General features: G+C 74.3%; 15 protein-coding genes. 6 read left to right on the top strand and 9 right to left on the bottom strand.

What is annotated here, in order from left to right; translation table 11 throughout:
• Window positions 1-158: 158 nt before the first annotated feature.
• The 4 genes from OG899_RS24875 to OG899_RS24860 form a co-directional block, all read right to left on the bottom strand.
• Complete coding sequence (locus tag OG899_RS24875) at window positions 159-1,469, bottom strand: MFS transporter (protein WP_168131218.1); 1,311 nt, start codon at window positions 1,467-1,469, stop codon at window positions 159-161.
• A 142-nt stretch (window positions 1,470-1,611) separates the two neighbouring features.
• Window positions 1,612-2,061, bottom strand: coding sequence for a DUF6098 family protein (locus tag OG899_RS24870; protein ID WP_125498627.1), 450 nt, complete (start codon window positions 2,059-2,061; stop codon window positions 1,612-1,614).
• Window positions 2,062-2,273: 212 nt separating this feature from the next.
• Entirely contained in the window at window positions 2,274-3,947 is a 1,674-nt protein-coding gene (locus OG899_RS24865; RefSeq protein WP_125498626.1) for an FAD-binding dehydrogenase, read from the bottom strand.
• A gap of 69 nt (window positions 3,948-4,016) precedes the next feature.
• On the bottom strand, window positions 4,017-4,664 hold the full coding sequence (locus OG899_RS24860) for a TetR/AcrR family transcriptional regulator (RefSeq protein WP_125498625.1): 648 nt from the start codon (window positions 4,662-4,664) through the stop codon (window positions 4,017-4,019).
• 147 nt (window positions 4,665-4,811) lie between these two features.
• On the opposite strand from OG899_RS24860, the gene OG899_RS24855 reads away from it, so the two are divergent.
• The 4 genes from OG899_RS24855 (at window position 4,812) to OG899_RS24840 (ending at window position 7,649) form a co-directional block, all read left to right on the top strand.
• Entirely contained in the window at window positions 4,812-5,444 is a 633-nt protein-coding gene (locus OG899_RS24855) for an alpha-ketoglutarate-dependent dioxygenase AlkB (RefSeq protein ID WP_125498624.1), read from the top strand.
• A gap of 188 nt (window positions 5,445-5,632) precedes the next feature.
• The gene (locus tag OG899_RS24850) at window positions 5,633-6,001 is read left to right on the top strand and encodes a hypothetical protein (RefSeq protein WP_125498623.1); all 369 of its coding nucleotides are present in this window, start codon (window positions 5,633-5,635) and stop codon (window positions 5,999-6,001) included.
• 268 nt (window positions 6,002-6,269) lie between these two features.
• Window positions 6,270-6,686 (top strand): hypothetical protein, encoded by a 417-nt coding sequence (locus OG899_RS24845; RefSeq protein ID WP_168131217.1) that lies wholly within the window; start codon window positions 6,270-6,272, stop codon window positions 6,684-6,686.
• A 207-nt stretch (window positions 6,687-6,893) separates the two neighbouring features.
• Window positions 6,894-7,649, top strand: coding sequence for an MBL fold metallo-hydrolase (locus tag OG899_RS24840; protein ID WP_125498621.1), 756 nt, complete (start codon window positions 6,894-6,896; stop codon window positions 7,647-7,649).
• Window positions 7,650-7,808: 159 nt separating this feature from the next.
• Here OG899_RS24840 and OG899_RS24835 read toward each other — a convergent pair whose 3' ends face one another.
• Both OG899_RS24835 and OG899_RS24830 read right to left on the bottom strand, forming a co-directional pair.
• Window positions 7,809-8,678, bottom strand: coding sequence for a universal stress protein (locus tag OG899_RS24835; protein WP_168131216.1), 870 nt, complete (start codon window positions 8,676-8,678; stop codon window positions 7,809-7,811).
• Between the two features lie 160 nt (window positions 8,679-8,838).
• Entirely contained in the window at window positions 8,839-10,638 is a 1,800-nt protein-coding gene (locus OG899_RS24830; protein ID WP_229814482.1) for a M4 family metallopeptidase, read from the bottom strand.
• Window positions 10,639-11,053: 415 nt separating this feature from the next.
• On the opposite strand from OG899_RS24830, the gene OG899_RS24825 reads away from it, so the two are divergent.
• Both OG899_RS24825 and OG899_RS24820 read left to right on the top strand, forming a co-directional pair.
• Entirely contained in the window at window positions 11,054-12,013 is a 960-nt protein-coding gene (locus tag OG899_RS24825) for a threonine/serine dehydratase (protein ID WP_125498618.1), read from the top strand.
• Between the two features lie 107 nt (window positions 12,014-12,120).
• On the top strand, window positions 12,121-13,092 hold the full coding sequence (locus tag OG899_RS24820) for an LLM class F420-dependent oxidoreductase (protein ID WP_168131214.1): 972 nt from the start codon (window positions 12,121-12,123) through the stop codon (window positions 13,090-13,092).
• A 37-nt stretch (window positions 13,093-13,129) separates the two neighbouring features.
• Here OG899_RS24820 and OG899_RS24815 read toward each other — a convergent pair whose 3' ends face one another.
• The 3 genes from OG899_RS24815 to OG899_RS24805 form a co-directional block, all read right to left on the bottom strand.
• The gene (locus OG899_RS24815; protein ID WP_125498616.1) at window positions 13,130-13,618 is read right to left on the bottom strand and encodes a DUF6328 family protein; all 489 of its coding nucleotides are present in this window, start codon (window positions 13,616-13,618) and stop codon (window positions 13,130-13,132) included.
• Window positions 13,619-13,723: 105 nt separating this feature from the next.
• Entirely contained in the window at window positions 13,724-14,707 is a 984-nt protein-coding gene (locus tag OG899_RS24810; RefSeq protein WP_168131213.1) for an aldo/keto reductase, read from the bottom strand.
• Between the two features lie 81 nt (window positions 14,708-14,788).
• Window positions 14,789-15,478 carry a ribonuclease H gene (locus OG899_RS24805; RefSeq protein ID WP_168131212.1) on the bottom strand — a complete coding sequence of 230 codons (690 nt, stop codon included), beginning with the start codon at window positions 15,476-15,478 and terminating at the stop codon, window positions 14,789-14,791.
• Window positions 15,479-15,518: the final 40 nt, after the last annotated feature.

The following is a 15,518-nucleotide window of genomic DNA, read 5'->3' as shown; positions in this document are numbered from 1 at the left end:
CCCGGGGCGGTCCGGCCGGTGCCGCGGGGCCGGGTCGGTGCGGCTGCGAGGCCGGGTGGCCGGCGAGTGGCACCCGGCGTGCGGCGGCGGAACGGATCCGCGGGCGCGCCGGCCGTCGCCGGGCGCGCCCGCGCCTGACGGCGTCAGGTGCGGCGGCGTCAGATGCGGTAGCGGCGCAGCGCCGGCACCGCCGCCGCCAGGCCCAGCATCAGCACCATCACCAGCACTCCGCCGCCGGCCACTGCGGCGCGGGGCCCGAAGGCGGAGCCGGCCGTGCCGTGCAGCACGTCGGCCAGACGGGGGCCGCCCGCGACGACGACGGTGAAGACACCCTGCATCCGGCCGCGCATCTCGTCGGTGGCGGCGGACAGCAGGATCGCGCCGCGGAACACCATGGAGACCATGTCGGCGACGCCCGCGACGGCCAGGAATCCCACCGCGATCCACAGGTTGCGGCTCGCGCCGAAGCCGGCGATCGCCGCTCCCCACGCGGTCACCGCGCCGATGACCATCCAGCCGTGCCGCCGGGCCCGGGAGAAGGTGCCGGAGAACAGCCCGCCGGCCACCGCGCCGATCGGGATGGCCGCGAACAGCAGGCCCAGGGCCAGCCCTTCACCCCAGGGCGCGTACGTCTCGGCCGCGAGCTGCGGGAACAGTGCGCGGGGCATGCCGAACACCATGGCGATGATGTCGGCCAGGAAGGACAGCAGCAGCACCGTGTGCCCGGAGATGTACCGGAATCCCTCGGCGATCTCGCGCAGTCCTGCGCGGCGGGTGGCGGCCTCCGCCAGGGGCGGCAGCGGCGGCAGGCGCAGCACCGCCCACAGCGTGACGCACAGCGCCACGGCGTCGACGAGGTACAGCTCGGGCAGCCCGATCACCGGTATCAGCGCACCGGCCAGCAGCGGCCCGGCGACCAGGCCGGTCTGCGCCACGGTGGAGCTGAGGGCGTTGGCCGCGGGCAGTTGTTCCGCGGGGACCAGCCGGGCGACGGAGGCGTTGCGGGCCGGTGAGTTCAGCCCGAAGAAGGCCTGCTGCAGGGCGAGCAGCACCATCAGCACCGCGACCGATTCCAGCCGGGTCACGGCCTGCACCCAGAACAGCAGCGAGGTCACGGCGATGCCGCTGTTGGTGACCAGCATCAGCTTGCGGCGGTCCACGGTGTCGGCGACCGCTCCGCCCCACAGCGCGAACACCACCATCGGGACCAGGCCGGCGAGGCTCGCATAGCCGACCCACGCCGAGGAGGAGGTGATGTCGTAGATCTGCTTGGGGACGGCGACGGCCGTCAGCTGGCTGCCGATGGCGGTGACGACGGTGGAGGACCACAGCCGGCGGAAGGCGGGGATGCGCAGCGGGCGGGTGTCCATGGCCCAGCGGCGCCAGCCGCGCCGGGAGGTACCGGCCGGTTCCGGGCCGCTCCCGCTGCGCGGGGCGGTGCTTGTGTCGGTGGTGTCGCTGGTGTCCACGGGCTTCCTGTTGCTCGCTCCATCTTCTTTACCGCTCAACTATCGCAGCAGGAAGCCTAGTCGCTGAACGGGGTTTCACCAGCCGGGACGCCACAGGCGGACACGGGCCGGCGCGGTGGCGGCCCTCGGGACGGCAGGGCCGTCAGCGGCCGGAGCGGCGCAGGGTGCCCCAGCGCGCTCCCTGCCCGAGGACCAGGGCGCGGGCCTCCTCGATGACGCCGTCGTCGATCCAGCACATCGGTTCGACGTCGCCGACCAGCGGCTCGTTGTCGGGGCCGCGGCCCCGTACCCGGCCGCGCAGCACCCAGGGGCGCACGCCGGGGCCCTTGTCGTGCGGCAGGTGTGCATAGTCGTACAGGCGGCGTGCCACCCACAGGTCGACGGACCGGTCCTGCCACCACTCCTCCACGTCGAGCGGGTTGGCGGACAGGCCCGGCATGCGGACGCCGGTGAGTTCGTCGGTGCTGGACGTGGCGCCCAGGTCGGTCTGCGGGCCGCGCGACCAGCGGACGTACAGGCCCTGGTACCGCTTCACGAGTGCGGCGAGGCCGGCCAGCGAGTGCACCACCCGCAGATCGTCCGATGCGCTCATCTCGTGCTCCCCCTCGTGCCTCAGGCGCTCGGGGTACCCCTGGGGCACGGGCGGGAACCGCGGGGCCGGCGCGGCGGCGGCGACGACGAGCCGTGCCGTGACCGGCCGCCGACGGGCGGCGCGGGGCCGGCGCGGCCAGCGGGCACCACCGGCCTCGCTGGGGCGCAGGGCCCGGTGGCCCCCTGCCGCGCGGGCCGCCCGCCCGCGCCTGCTCAGGCGGCCTGGCGTGCGGCCGCCCGGCCGGCCGCGCGGCCCGAGAACAGGCAGCCGCCGAGGAAGGTTCCCTCCAGCGCGTTGTATCCGTGGACGCCACCCCCGCCGAACCCGGCGACCTCGCCGGCCGCGTACAGGCCCTCCACGGGCTTGCCGTCGGTGCCCAGGGCCCGGGAGTCCAGGTCGGTCTGGATGCCGCCGAGGGTCTTGCGGGTGAGGATGTGCAGTTTCACGCCGATGAGGGGGCCGGCCTCGGGGTCGAGAATGCGGTGCGGGGCGGCCACCCGGCCGAGGCGGTCGCCTATGTAGCGGCGGGCGTTGTGGATGCCCTGGACCTGGGTGTCCTTGCTGAAGGGGTTGGCGATCTGCAGGTCGCGGGCCTCGATCTGGCGCCGTACCTCGGCGGCGTCGAGCAGAGGCTCGTCGGTCAGCCGGTTCATCTTCTCGACCAGCTGCTCCAGGGTGTCCGCGATGACGAAGTCGGCGCCGTGCCGCAGGAAGTCCCGCACGGGGCCGGGAGCACCCTTGCCGAGCAGCCGGTCACGCAGCACGGCCTTGCGGTCCTTGGCGGTGATGTCGGGGTTCTGCTCGGAGCCCGACAGGGCGAACTCCTTCTCCACGATCCTGCGGGTGAGCACGAACCACGAGTGGTCGTGGGCGGCGATGTCCTCGGTGGTGCGCAGGTGCCGCAGGGTGCTGAGCGTGTCGTAGCCGGGCAGGCACGGGTCGGGCAGCCGGCGCCCGAGCGCGTCGAGCCAGACGGAGGACGGGCCGGGCAGGATGCGGATGCCGTGGCCGGGCCAGATCGGGTTCCAGTTCTGCAGGCCCTCGGTGTAGTGCCACATGCGGTCGCGGTTGACCAGGCGGACACCGGCGGCGGCGCTGATGTCCAGCATCCGGCCGTCGACGTACGCCGGGACACCGGTGACCATCCGGGCCGGCGGGGTGCCCAGTCGCGCGGGCCAGTAGCGGCGCACCAGGTCGTGGTTGGCGCCGATGCCGCCGGTGGTGACGATCACGGCCTGCGCGGTCAGCTCGAAGGTGCCGGTCTCGTCGCGGTTGGAGGCGACCCCGCGGGGGGAGTCGTCCGGGGCGAGTACCGTGCCGCGCACACCGCGCACCGCACCGCCTTCGACGACGAGTTCGTCCACCCGGTGCCGGTGGTGGAAGGTGAGCAGGCCGTCACGGGCGGCCCGGCGGGCGTACTCGGCGAACGGTGCGACGACGCCCGTGCCGGTGCCCCAGGCGATGTGGAAGCGGGGTACGGAGTTGCCGTGGCCGTTCGCCCTGAGGTCGCCGCGCTCGGCCCAGCCGACCGTGGGCAGCAGGGTGATGCCGTGCCGGTGCAGCCAGGACCGCTTCTCCCCCGCGGCCCACTCGACGTAGGCGCGGGCCCAGCGCACCGCCCAGGAGTCCTCGTCGTCGAGCCGGTCGAACCGGGCGCTGCCCTGCCAGTCGTTCCAGGCCAGTTCGAAGGAGTCCGTCACGCCCAGGCGCCGCTGCTCCGGGGAGTCGACGAGGAACAGCCCGCCGAACGACCAGTAGGCCTGGCCGCCCAGGTTGGCGGCGTTCTCCTGGTCGACGAGGGCGACCCGGCGGCCCCGGCTGGTCACCTCGTGCGCGGCGACCAGGCCCGCGAGACCGGCTCCGACGACGATGACGTCCGCGTCCATGGCGACCGTTCCCTTCCCTTCCTCGGTCCTCGGTGGGTGTCGGCGATCCTCGGTGGATGCCCGTGCTGCTCAGTGGGGGTCCGCGCCGCCTGTGCCGCCGTCCGTGAGCAGTGCGGTGAGCAGCCGGCTCAGCCAGGCGCGGGCGCCGTCGACGTCCTTGTCCAGCAGCAGCCGGGTGGTGACGCCGTCGTAGGCGGCGACGACGGCGTGGGCGGCGGTGCCGGCGTCGCCGAGCACGGCGGGCAGGGGGGTGCCGGCGCGGGCGAGGCGGTCCGCGATCGCCCGCCGCAGCTGCTCCCGGTGCTCCCCGAGGGCCCGGGCCACCTCGGGGCGGCGGGCCGCGTACACCAGGAAGTCGGTCTTGACCAGCAGCCAGTCCACGTCGAGCAGCAGCACCTCGGTGACCCGGTCGACGGCGGTCCGCACATCGGGTCCGGGGGCGCCGTCCCCGGCGAGCGCCCCGGCCACCTGCCGGGCGATCAGCTCGGCGCGTTCCCGGTACAGGGCGAAGAACAGGTCGTCCAGGGTGGCGAAGTTGGAGTAGAAGGCGCCCCTGCTGTAACCGGCGGCCGCGCAGATCTCCTCGATCGGCACCCGGCCGAAGCCCCGGGCGGCGAACACCCGGAAGGCCGCTTCCAGGAGCCGGGCGCGTGTCTGCTCCCGGCGCCGGGTGCGGCGCCGCCCCTCGCGGGGCCCCTCCGCGCCGTCCACCGTCATGCCGACCTCCGTTCGACACGCGAACGTATCCGATACGGCGGTGTACCGGAAGGGCCGGGGAGCACCGCACCGGAAGGCTCCCGGGCGCCGGCCCGGCCCGCACCCGCAGAATCAAACATCTTTTCGATTGCGCGGTACGCTGGCCGCATGGACGCGCACCATCTGCAGGGCTCCCTGTTCGACCAGGGCGACGAGCTGCGGCTCGGCCCGCTCGACGGACTGCTCCGCACCGACCTCGGCCGCGGTGCCTGGATCGACCTGCTGCCGGGGTGGCTGGAGGGCGCCGACGACCTGTTCGAGCAGCTGGCCGCCGAGGTGCCCTGGCGCGCGGAGCGCCGACGGATGTACGACGACGTCGTGGCGGTCCCCCGGCTGCTCGCCTTCTACGGCGCCGATGACGCACTGCCGCACCCGGTGCTCGCCGAGGCCCGCGACGCGCTGTCCGCGCACTACGCCGCCGAGCTGGGCGAGCCGTTCACCACGGCCGGGCTGTGCTACTACCGCGACGGCAGGGACAGCGTCGCCTGGCACGGCGACCGCATCGGCCGGGGCGCGCGCCAGGACACGATGGTCGCCATCCTCTCCGTGGGCGCCGTCCGTGACCTGCTGCTGCGGCCCGCGGGAGGCGGCGGCCCGACGCTGCGGCGCCCACTGGGACACGGCGACCTGATCGTCATGGGCGGCTCGTGCCAGCGCACCTGGGAGCACTGCGTGCCCAAGAGCGCGCGGGTCGACGAGCCCCGGATCAGCATCCAGTTCCGCCCGGCCGGCGTGCGCTGAGCCACGCGGCCGGCGGTCCGCCCCACCGGCCGTCACCTGCGTTTTCCTTGTTGTCGTACAGCCGCGTTTTCCCGTTTCGCTCACCGGCCCGGAATGAAACCCGGTCCTCGCTTGTCAATCTCCACACCCCCAGGTATGGAGGAAGGAAAGGCGCCCCGTGGCCGGGACAGGACAGGAGGTGCTGGACAGTGATCACCGAGCTGGCCGTCGAACGCGTCGAGTTCACCTGCGGCTCGTGCTGGCACCGCTGGAGCGTCGACTACGACGTCCAGCGCCGCGTGGACGAGAACGGTGACGAGTGGGAGCACTTCTCCCGCGACAACGAACCGGTGCCCTCCCCGTACACGCCCGAGGGCGCGCCCGCCTGCGAGTACTGCGGCCGTCGCTGGGTGGGCCACCTGATCGCGCGCCGGCCCGTCCCGGTGTCCGACGACGCCGACGCCTACCGCAATCCGGTGCCCGCCGCCGGCAACCACCGCCCGGAGCGGCACACGGCGCCGATGCTGCACGCGACCGACCATCCGCAGCCACGAGCGGACACACCGGCGTCCCCGTGAGCCCCGCGTGCCGGGCCCGGCCGGGACCGTGACGCCCAGCCCGCGAGCAGGTGCGGTCGTGCGCCCCGGTGTGCCGCGCGGCGGCCGGCACACCGGGGCGCACGCGATCCTGACCATGGTCCGCGCGCACGCCCCCGACCGGCGCACGCGCCCTGGCTTGCCCCTTCCCGCCGTGTGCGGCCGCTGCGGGCCGGGAAGGCAGACCGCCGGGACGGCTGAGCATCGTGCGGCACAGGACCGCCCGGTCGGCAGGGAGAGGACGAGCGCGATGGCACGGGGCGGATTCGGCGGCGTCGTGGCGGCGCTGACGCTGGGCGCGGCGAGTGTTGTGGCCGGATGCGACGGCGACGGCCCGCCCGATGCCGCACCCGCAACGGCCGCGGCCTCCCACGGCAGGTCCGATGCCGTGCCCGGCGGCGCCGGCCTGGACGACTGCCGCGACGGCCGCTGCGAGATCGTCGTGACCGCACCGACCCGTATCCCGCTCGACGACCGGCTGGGCGTGGACACCCTGCGGATCTCCCGCACCTCGGCCGACACGCTGCTGCTGCAGGCCTCGGGCCCCGGCACGCAGCTGGCCACCTCGGTCGGCGAGGGCGGCACCGGCGTCCTCAACGGACTGGGTTTCCGGGTGAAGGACCTCGACGGCACACGGGCCGTCGTCGTCCTTTTCCCGCGCACGTGACCGGGCCCTCTCTCCTCCAAGGCAGCCCCGAGGCGTCAGCTCCAGGCGGCCGAGCGCGGCGCGGGTCGGACCCCGGGGGCCGTGGCCGAATCTGGGCCGCGGCCGGACCTGTCCGTCCCGACGCACCGCCGGGCCGGCGGCGAGCACGTGCGACGGGCATGATGTGCTGTCCCGGTCAGGCAGACGTTCGCAGGCCGGGGAGAGTCGATGCAGACGGACGTGCAGCAGGTCACCGACGGCACCTATCTGGTCCACGGCACCCACACCAACTGGGTGATCCTGACCGACGGCGACGCGGCCACGCTCGTCGACACCGGGTATCCGGGCGACCGGGAGCAGCTGCTGGCGTCGCTGGAGGCGGTGGGCGTCTCCCCGCGGGCGCTGACCGCCGTGCTGATCACCCACGCGCACAACGACCACCTCGGCTCCGCCGAGCATCTGCGCATCGCGCACGGTGTCCCGGTGTATACGCACGAGGCAGAGGTGCCCCACGCCCGGCGGGAGTTCCTGCACCAGGTGAAGGTGGGCCAGGTGCTGCGCAACGGCTGGCGGCCGGGGGTGCTGCCGTGGGCCGTGCACGCGCTGCGGGTGGGCGGCACCGCGCACCTCCCGGTCGCCGCGCCCCAGGCGTTCCCCGGGCCGGGCCCGCTGGACGTGCCCGGCCGGCCGGTGCCGGTGCACACCCCCGGGCACACCTCGGGGCACGTCGTCTTCCACTTGCCGGACAAGGGTGTGCTGATCACCGGTGACGCGCTGGTCAGCGGGCACGCCACCTCGCGGCTGCGCGGGCCGCAGCTGCTGCCGAGCATGTTCCACCACGAGCGTGACCGCGCGCTGGCCTCGCTGGACGTCCTGGAGAAGCTGGACGCCGACGTGCTGCTGCCCGGTCATGGTCCCGTGCACCGTGGCCCGGCCGCGCAGGCGGCGCGGCAGGCGCGGGAGTACGCGCTGCGGAGGCGATGACCGCCGCACCTCGCTCCCGGCGTACGCCCGCACCGCATCCGTCCGTCCCGCCCACCGGTCCGGCGCCCCGCCCACCGGTCCGGCGCCCCGCCCGCCGGGGCGTCCGTCTTGCCCGCCGGTCCGGCCGACCGACGCGGAGGCGACGGCGCACCGGGCGGCTCAGCCGGGCGGGACGACGGCGACCGGGCAGGGTGCGTGGTGCAGCACCCCGTGCGCCACCGAGCCGATGCGCGCGCCCACCGCCGTCCGGCAGGCCCGCCGCCCCACGACCATCAGCTGGGCGTGCTCGGCCGCCGCCAGCAGCACCTGCCCTGCGCTGCCCATCTCCACGTGCTCGCTGACGGGCACGTCCGGGAACCGTTCCCGCCAGGGGCGCAGCGCCTGCTCGAGCGCCGTCCTCTCGAACGACTCCAGCCCGCCGACCTCGTCGAGCAGCTGCAGCGAGCCGGGGCTGTAGGCGAAGGCCGGCGGCAGCGTCCAGGCGCGGACCGCGCGGAGGCCGGCGCCGCGGGCGGCGGCGGCCTCGAAGGCGAACCGCAGGGCCTGGGCGGTGTCGTCCGGGCCGCCCTGCTGGCCGACCACGATGTCCCGTCCGGCCGCCTCGGCGGCCGGGTCGTCGGCGCGGACCAGGACGACGGGCCGTGCGGCCTGGACGATGACCTGCTGCCCGACGGAGCCGACGAGGAAGCCGACGAGGACTCCGTGACCGCGCGAGCCGAGGACCAGCAGCTGTGCCTCGGCCGCCGCGGCGGTCAGTACGTCCACGGCACGGCCCTCCGCGATCTCGCAGGTCACCTCCAGACCCGGGTGGCGCTCGGCGACCTCGCGGACCATGCCGTCGACCATGTCGTGGACGCGCCGTCCCTGGTCGTCGCGGTCGCCGAGGTCGACGGCGTCGTGGACCTCGAACCGCCAGGCGTGCACCACGTGCAGCGGCAGCCGGCGGCGTTCCGCCTCGCGGGCCGCCCACGCCAGCGCTGCGCGGCTCTCGTTCGATCCGTCGACTCCTGCCGTGACCGGTGCTGTCATGGCGTCCGCCTTCCGTGGGGCGCGGTGGGCCGTGTGTGGCCCAGTGTTCCCCGCGTGACGCGCCCCGGCGCGTCGTGACGCCGTGGCATCCGGCCGTACGGACGAGGATGCCCCGCCGGCGGGGGCGGGGCATCCGGGGTCCGGTGTGGACGGCAGGACGTCAGGAACGGTTCTGCGGGGTGTTGGCGGCCGTGACGTTGACCGCGGCCCAGGCCCGGTCCACGGCCTGGTACTCGGTGCTGTCCTGGCCGTACAGGTCCCGGGCCGCCGCCAGCGTCGCCAGGCGCGCGTCGTGGAAGTCGGTCGAGGAGACCATGTAGCGGGTCAGCGCCCGGTAGAAGACGGCCGTGGCCTTGTCCCGTCCGATGCCCTCGACCGTCAGGTTCCGGTAGGTCGGCGAGTCGTAGGTGACGCCGTCGACGGTCTTGCGGCCGCTGCCCTCGGCGAGCAGGTAGAAGGCGTGCGAGGAGACACCGGAGCCCGCGTGCACCTCCGCGTCGTGCACCGCCGGCGACCAGTAGTCGATCGTGCCCTCGAGCTTGTCGAGGGACGGGTGGTCCAGGCGGCGCAGGAAGGTCTGGGACAGGCCCAGCTTCTCGCCGATCAGGTAGTTCGGCGGGTTCGCGGGGTTGTCCGCGAAGAACTCCACGGCGGAGCCGAAGATGTCGGCCAGCGACTCGTTGAGCGCGCCGGGTTCGCCGTACTGGTTGCCGGCGGCGTCCACGCGGGTGGGCTGCAGCCCGGCGGTGGCGTCCACGACGCCGTGGGTCAGCTCGTGGCCGGTGACGTCGAGCGCGACCAGCGGCTCGGGGAAGGTCACGCCGTCGCCGTCGCCGTAGAGCATGCAGGTGCAGGCAGGGTCCCAGAAGGCGTTGGCGATGCGGTTGCCGAAGTGGACCATGCCCTGGGCGCCGCGGGAGTCGTTCGCGATGCCCTTGCGTCCGAAGGTCTTCTGGTAGAAGTCGAGGGTCGCGGTGATGCCGTACTGGGCGTCGACGGCGGCGGTGGTGCGGTCGGAGACGGTGCCGTTGCCCCAGGTGTTGGTGCTGTTGCTGATCGGCGTGCCGGTGGAGAAGTTCTCCGTCAGCCGGTTCTTCGCGTCCCGGGTCTCGGTGCCGAAGCGGGTGGGGTCCTTCAGCAGATAGCTGGAGGCACCGGTCTGGGTGGTGGTCAGCGGCACGGTGCCCACGAACAGGGACGTGCCGCTGCCGGTCGCGGTGCGCGGGTACGTCGCCACGGAGGAGGTGTACGGGACGGGGCGGCGGGCGCCGACGGTCAGGGACGCGGTGTCCGGGCGCAGCGCCTGCCCGCTCGCGCGGAGCGTCGCGAGCAGCTTCGGCGACAGGAACTCGTCGCTGTCGGGGGTGGTGCTGCGCACCTCTCCGGTCACGGCGTCGACGACGACCGTGCGGGAGCCGGTGCCCGTCTCGTCGGCGCGGCCGGTGACGTGCACCTGGTAGGCGAGGGCCGAGGCACCGCCTCGTGCGTCCACCACGAGCCGGGCGGTGCCGGCCTGCCCGCCGGCGGCCGAGGCGGCCGTGGCCGCGGCCTGAGCGGGTGTCAGCCGGGCGGTGGTCGTGGCCGGTTCGACGGTGTGGTGGGCGGCCCGGGTGACGCCGGTGTAGACGAGGTGGCGGTCGAGGTGGACGACGAGGTCGCCGCCGAGCACGGGCATGCCGTCATGGCTGCGCTGGAAGCGGACGTGGCGGGCGCCCTCGGGGTCCAGCATCACGTCCTGGACCTGCAGGGCGTCGCCCTTGCCGACACCGGTCGCCGAGGCGTGCGCGAAGGCGGCCGCGCGGGCGGCGTCCACCACCGCGGCGGCGGAGGTCTCGGCGGACGAGGCCGTGCGGGACGGCCGGTCGGCGGGGGCGGCCAGGGCCGTGCCGGTCAGACCCGTGGCGGTGGCCGACGCCAGGACGACGGCCACCGCCACGTTGCGTATGTGCGCTCTGTGCACGCTTGAGAGTCCTTCTCTCCCTGGGGACGGCCGGCTCGGCCGGTCGCCCGGAGCGCATGGCGTCGCTGCGCCATGGGGGCTGATCACGTTGCCCCGGGGGATGCTGACTGAGCAGTCATGACCATGTAAAGCGCGGCGGAGCAAGGTCTCGTGCCCTGCCCCGCGTTGGCGTCCATCCGCCCCGCCCGGCGACCGATGAGCGGCCACATGCTTGCAGCTGTAAGAGAGTTGAGGAGACGACAGAAGGTTGCCGGGTGTGCGTGTGACCCGCCGCACACCTGAGGCGGGGCCCGCGCGGTCCCGGCGCGGGGGACCGGGAGGTGTCGGCCGGTGTGCGGGTTGACCGGCGGTGCGGAGCGGGGTGAGGGTCGGGGTGGCGCGGACCGTCTGCCCCGCGCCGGAGAGGTGAACATCCGTGATCGGCATCTCGGAGATCGAAGCCGCCGCCGGGCGGATCACCGGACACGTCGTGCGGACGCCGACCGTGCCCAGCCCCGGCCTGTCCGCGCTGCTCGGCGTCCCGGTGACCGCGAAGCTGGAGCTGCTGCAGCGCACCGGTTCCTTCAAGGCACGCGGTGCCGCGGCCAAGCTGCTGTCCCTGAGCGAGGCGGAGCGGGCCGCGGGTGTGGTCGCGGTCAGCGGCGGCAACCACGGGATCGCGCTGGCGGTGATGGCGTCCGCGCTGGAGGTGAAGGCCACCGTGGTGATGCCCCGCTCGGCGCCCGCCCGGTCCGTGGAGCTGGCCCAGGAGAGCGGGGCGACGGTGCGGCTGACCGAGAGCATGGACGAGGCGTTCGCGACGGCGGCCCGCCTGCGGGACGAGGGCCTCACCCTGGTCCACCCCTTCGACGACCCGGTGGTGGTCGCCGGTCAGGGCACCGTCGGCCTGGAGCTGGCGCAGGACGCCGGTGACCTCACCGATGTGCTGGTCAGCATCGGGGGCGGCGGCCTGATCTCCGGTGTCGCCGCGGCCCTGCATGCACTGCGGCCCGGGGTGCGGGTGTGGGGTGTGGAGACCGAGGGTGCCCAGGCGATGTCCGAGGCGCTGGCCGCGGGCGGCCCTGTCCCGGTGGCCGTCTCCTCGATCAGCACCACGCTGAGCGCGCCGGCCGTCTCGCAGCTGACGTACGACCATGTGGCGGCGCTGGTGGAGGACGTGCTGGTGGTCCCGGACCGGGACGCCGTCCAGGGGTGCCTGGACCTCGCCGAGCACGCGAAGGTGTGGGCCGAGCCCGCCGCGGGCTGTCTGCTGCCGGCGGCCCGCCGGGTGTGCGAGCGGGCGGGCGGCCGGGTCCGGCTGGGTCTCGTGGTGTGCGGAGGCAACGCCACGACCGCCGACGTCATGGGCTGGGCCGAACGCTTCGGGCTGCGCTGAGCGCCCGGTCGGCTGGCGTCCGCGGCCGTCCGCCGCACCGGGGCCGGGTCGCCACGGGTGTCGGGCGGCGCCGTTTCCGGTGTCCGGGGGGCGGGGACTCGGCGGCCATGGTGCGTATCGGATACACGATGATGACCGAGCAGGCCGGGCCGCGTGAGCTGGTCCAGCACGTGGTGCGGGCCGAGGAGGTGGGTTTCGACTTCTCGGTCACCTCGGACCACTACTTCCCGTGGCTGCGCTCGCAGGGGCACGCGCCGTACGCCTGGAGCGTCCTCGGGGCGGCCGCGCAGGCGACCTCACGGATCCCGCTGATGACGTACGTGACCTGCCCGACGTTCCGGTACCACCCGGCGGTGGTGGCGCAGAAGGCGGCGACGGTGCAGCTGCTGAGCGAGGGCAGGTTCCGGCTGGGCCTCGGCGCGGGCGAGAACCTCAACGAGCACGTGGTCGGCGGCGGCTGGCCCTCGGCCGACGTCCGCCACGCACGCCTGCGGGAGGCCGTGGAGATCATTCGCGCCCTGCTCCACGGCGGGCACGTCACCCGGCACGGGGAGCACTTCGACGTGGAGTCGGCCAAGCTGTGGGATCTGCCCGACCAGCCGCCGCCCCTCGGCATCGCGGTCTCCGGCGAGCAGTCGTGCGAGCTGGCCGGGCAGCTGGCCGACCTGGTGATCGCCACCGAGCCGAAGGCCGGTCTGGTGGAGGCCTTCGACCGGCACGGCGGTCACGGCAAGCCGCGGGTGGGGCAGGTGCCGGTGTGCTACGACACCGACCGTGACGCGGCGGTCGCCCGTGCGCACGACCAGTTCCGCTGGTTCGGCTGCGGCTGGAAGGTCAACTCCGAGCTGCCGCATCCGGACTCCTTCGCGCAGGCCACCCAGTTCGTCACGCCCGAGGACGTGGCCGGGGCGATCGCGTGCGGGGACGACCCGGAGGTCTTCGTGGAGGCGGTACGGCCGTTCGTGGACGCCGGGTTCACGGAGGTGGCGCTGGTGCAGATCGGCGGCGAGGCGCAGGAGCCGTTCCTCGACTGGTCGGCGAAGACACTGCTGCCCGCGCTGCACGACGCCCTGGACTGACCCCGGACACGGTCTGTCCGCACACCCGCCGGCCGGGTCACCGGGCGGCGTGGCGGCGCCGGGTCCACAGCGGCAGCACGAACCAGCACAGCAAGTACCAGGCGACCACCAGCGCGGTCAGCCAGGGCACGAACCCGCCGCCCACGGCCACCCGGAGGATCAGCAGCAGGGCGGAGGCCATGGTGGCGACCAGCAGGACCAGGCCGAGCAGGGTCAGCCGGGACGCCAACCGCACCGCCTGCGGTTTCACCCGGCGCCCGGCGACCAGGCGGTGCAGCGAGACCGGCCCGACCAGCGCCCCGGTCGTGACGGCGCCGAGGAACACCGTGACGACGTAGATGGCCTGGTCGGCGTCGGAGAGGCGGTCGTACTTCGGCTGGAAGACGACGGTGAGCAGGAACCCGAAGAGGATCTGCACCCCGGTCTGCGCGACGCGGACCTCCTGGATCAGCTCCCCCCACATGCGGTCGGCGCGTTCCTCATCGGTCTCGTCCCGCCCCTGACGCCGGGGAGCCCGGTCGGTCATCGTCGTCACCTCGTCTCTCCCGCGCGGCCCGCCGGTGCCCCCGGGCCGGTGCCGGTGCCCCGGCCCGGGGTGCGCCCGCCCGGCGGCAGCGCAGCGGCCGACGTCCTACCAGCGGTGTTCGACCTGGTCCTTGATCCGGCGCTCGTACAGGTCGCGGATCGCGGTCAGGGTCTCCTCCGGCAGCGGCGGCATCGTGCCGGCGGCCGCGTTGGCACGGGCCTGCTCGGGCGAACGGGCGCCGGGGATGACGGTGGTGACACCGGGCTGCTGGATGATCCAGCGCAGGGCCAGCTGGGCGGGGGTGCAGCCCTCGGGGGCGAGGGCGGCGAACTCGGCGGCGGCCTCCACGCCGGTCGCGAAGTCCACGCCCGCGAAGGTCTCGCCCTGGTCGAAGGCCTCCCCGTGCCGGTTGAAGGTGCGGTGGTCGTTCTCCGGGAACACGGTGTCCTTGGTGTACCGGCCGGACAGCAGACCGGAGGCGAGAGGCACCCGGGCGATGATGCCGACGCCGGCCTCGCGGGCGGCGGGCAGCACCTCGCGCAGCGGCTTCATCCGGAACGGGTTGAGGATGATCTGCACGCTGGCCACGTTCGGGCGGGCGATGGCGGTGAGCGCCTCGGCGCAGGTCTCCACGCTGACGCCGTAGGCGGCGATCCGCCCCTCCTCCACCAGGGTGTCCAGGGCGTCGTACACCTCGTCGCGGGAGTACACGGGTGTCGGCGGGCAGTGCAGCTGCACCAGGTCGATGCGGTCGACGCCGAGGTTGCGCCGGGAGCGGTCGTTCCAGGCCCGGAAGTTGTCCAGGACGTAGTTCTCGGGGATCTGCTCGACCCGCCGACCCATCTTGGTGGCGACCAGCACCCGCAGGTCCGGGCGGGAGCGCAGGAAGGCGGCGATGGTCTGCTCGCTGCGTCCGTCGCCGTAGACGTCGGCGGTGTCGAAGAAGGTCACCCCCGACTCGGCGGCCGCCTCCAGCACGGCGAGGGCCTGCTTGTCGTCCACGTCGCCCCAGTCCGCGCCCAGTTGCCAGGTGCCGAGTCCGACGACCGAGCCGCGCTGCTGTGACCTGCCGAATTCACGTTCGTCCATGAGGATCAGTGTGGCACCCGCCGCAGCCGGGCACACAACGGGCGCCCGCCGTCCCCGTCACACCCGGCGCGGGGACGGTCGTCAGCCGACGACGCCGGTGCGGCACTCGGGGTGCCCCCAGCCCTTGTCGTTGCGGGCGATGGGCTCGCCGGCGGCGTAGGAGCGGCCGCACACGCACCGGCCGGGGAACTTCGCCTTGATCGTGCGCGAGGAGCCGCCGCTGCGGCGCGTGGTCCTCCCGCCGTTCGCGCGGCGGCGCGGTGCGGAGCCGGCCGCGGCGGGGGCGGGCGGCGGCTCGGGGGACCCCAGGGCACTGCCCGCGGCCTGCTGGGCGCTCGCGGCCTGGCTGGCGGCACGGTCGGCGAAGTCGTTGAGCCGGTCGCCGTCCACCTGGTGGGCGGGTACGTAGCGCAGGTCGACCGAGCGACCCGCGAGCAGCTCGTCGATGCGGACGACCAGGTCCCGGTTGGCGACGGGTTTGCCGGCGGCGGTCTTCCAGCCGTTGCGCTTCCAGCCGGTCAGCCAGGTGGTGACCGCCTTCATCGCGTACTGGGAGTCCATGCGGATCTCCAGCGGAACGTCCGGGTCGGTGGCCGCGAGCAGCCGCTCCAGGGCGGTGAGTTCGGCGACGTTGTTGGTGGCGGTGCCGAGGGGGCCCGCCTCCCAGCGGGACGGCTCCCCGCTCTCGTCGGAGATCACCCACGCCCAGCCCGCCGGGCCGGGATTCCCCTTCGACGCCCCGTCGCACGCGGCCACCACTCGTTCACGCATGACTTGATCATCCCACGCCCGGCCCGCTGCCCCGGACCGG

It is taken from the genome of Streptomyces thermoviolaceus (assembly GCF_045209695.1).
Lineage (GTDB): Bacteria > Actinomycetota > Actinomycetes > Streptomycetales > Streptomycetaceae > Streptomyces > Streptomyces thermoviolaceus.
This window is presented reverse-complemented; position numbering and strand designations above follow the sequence as displayed.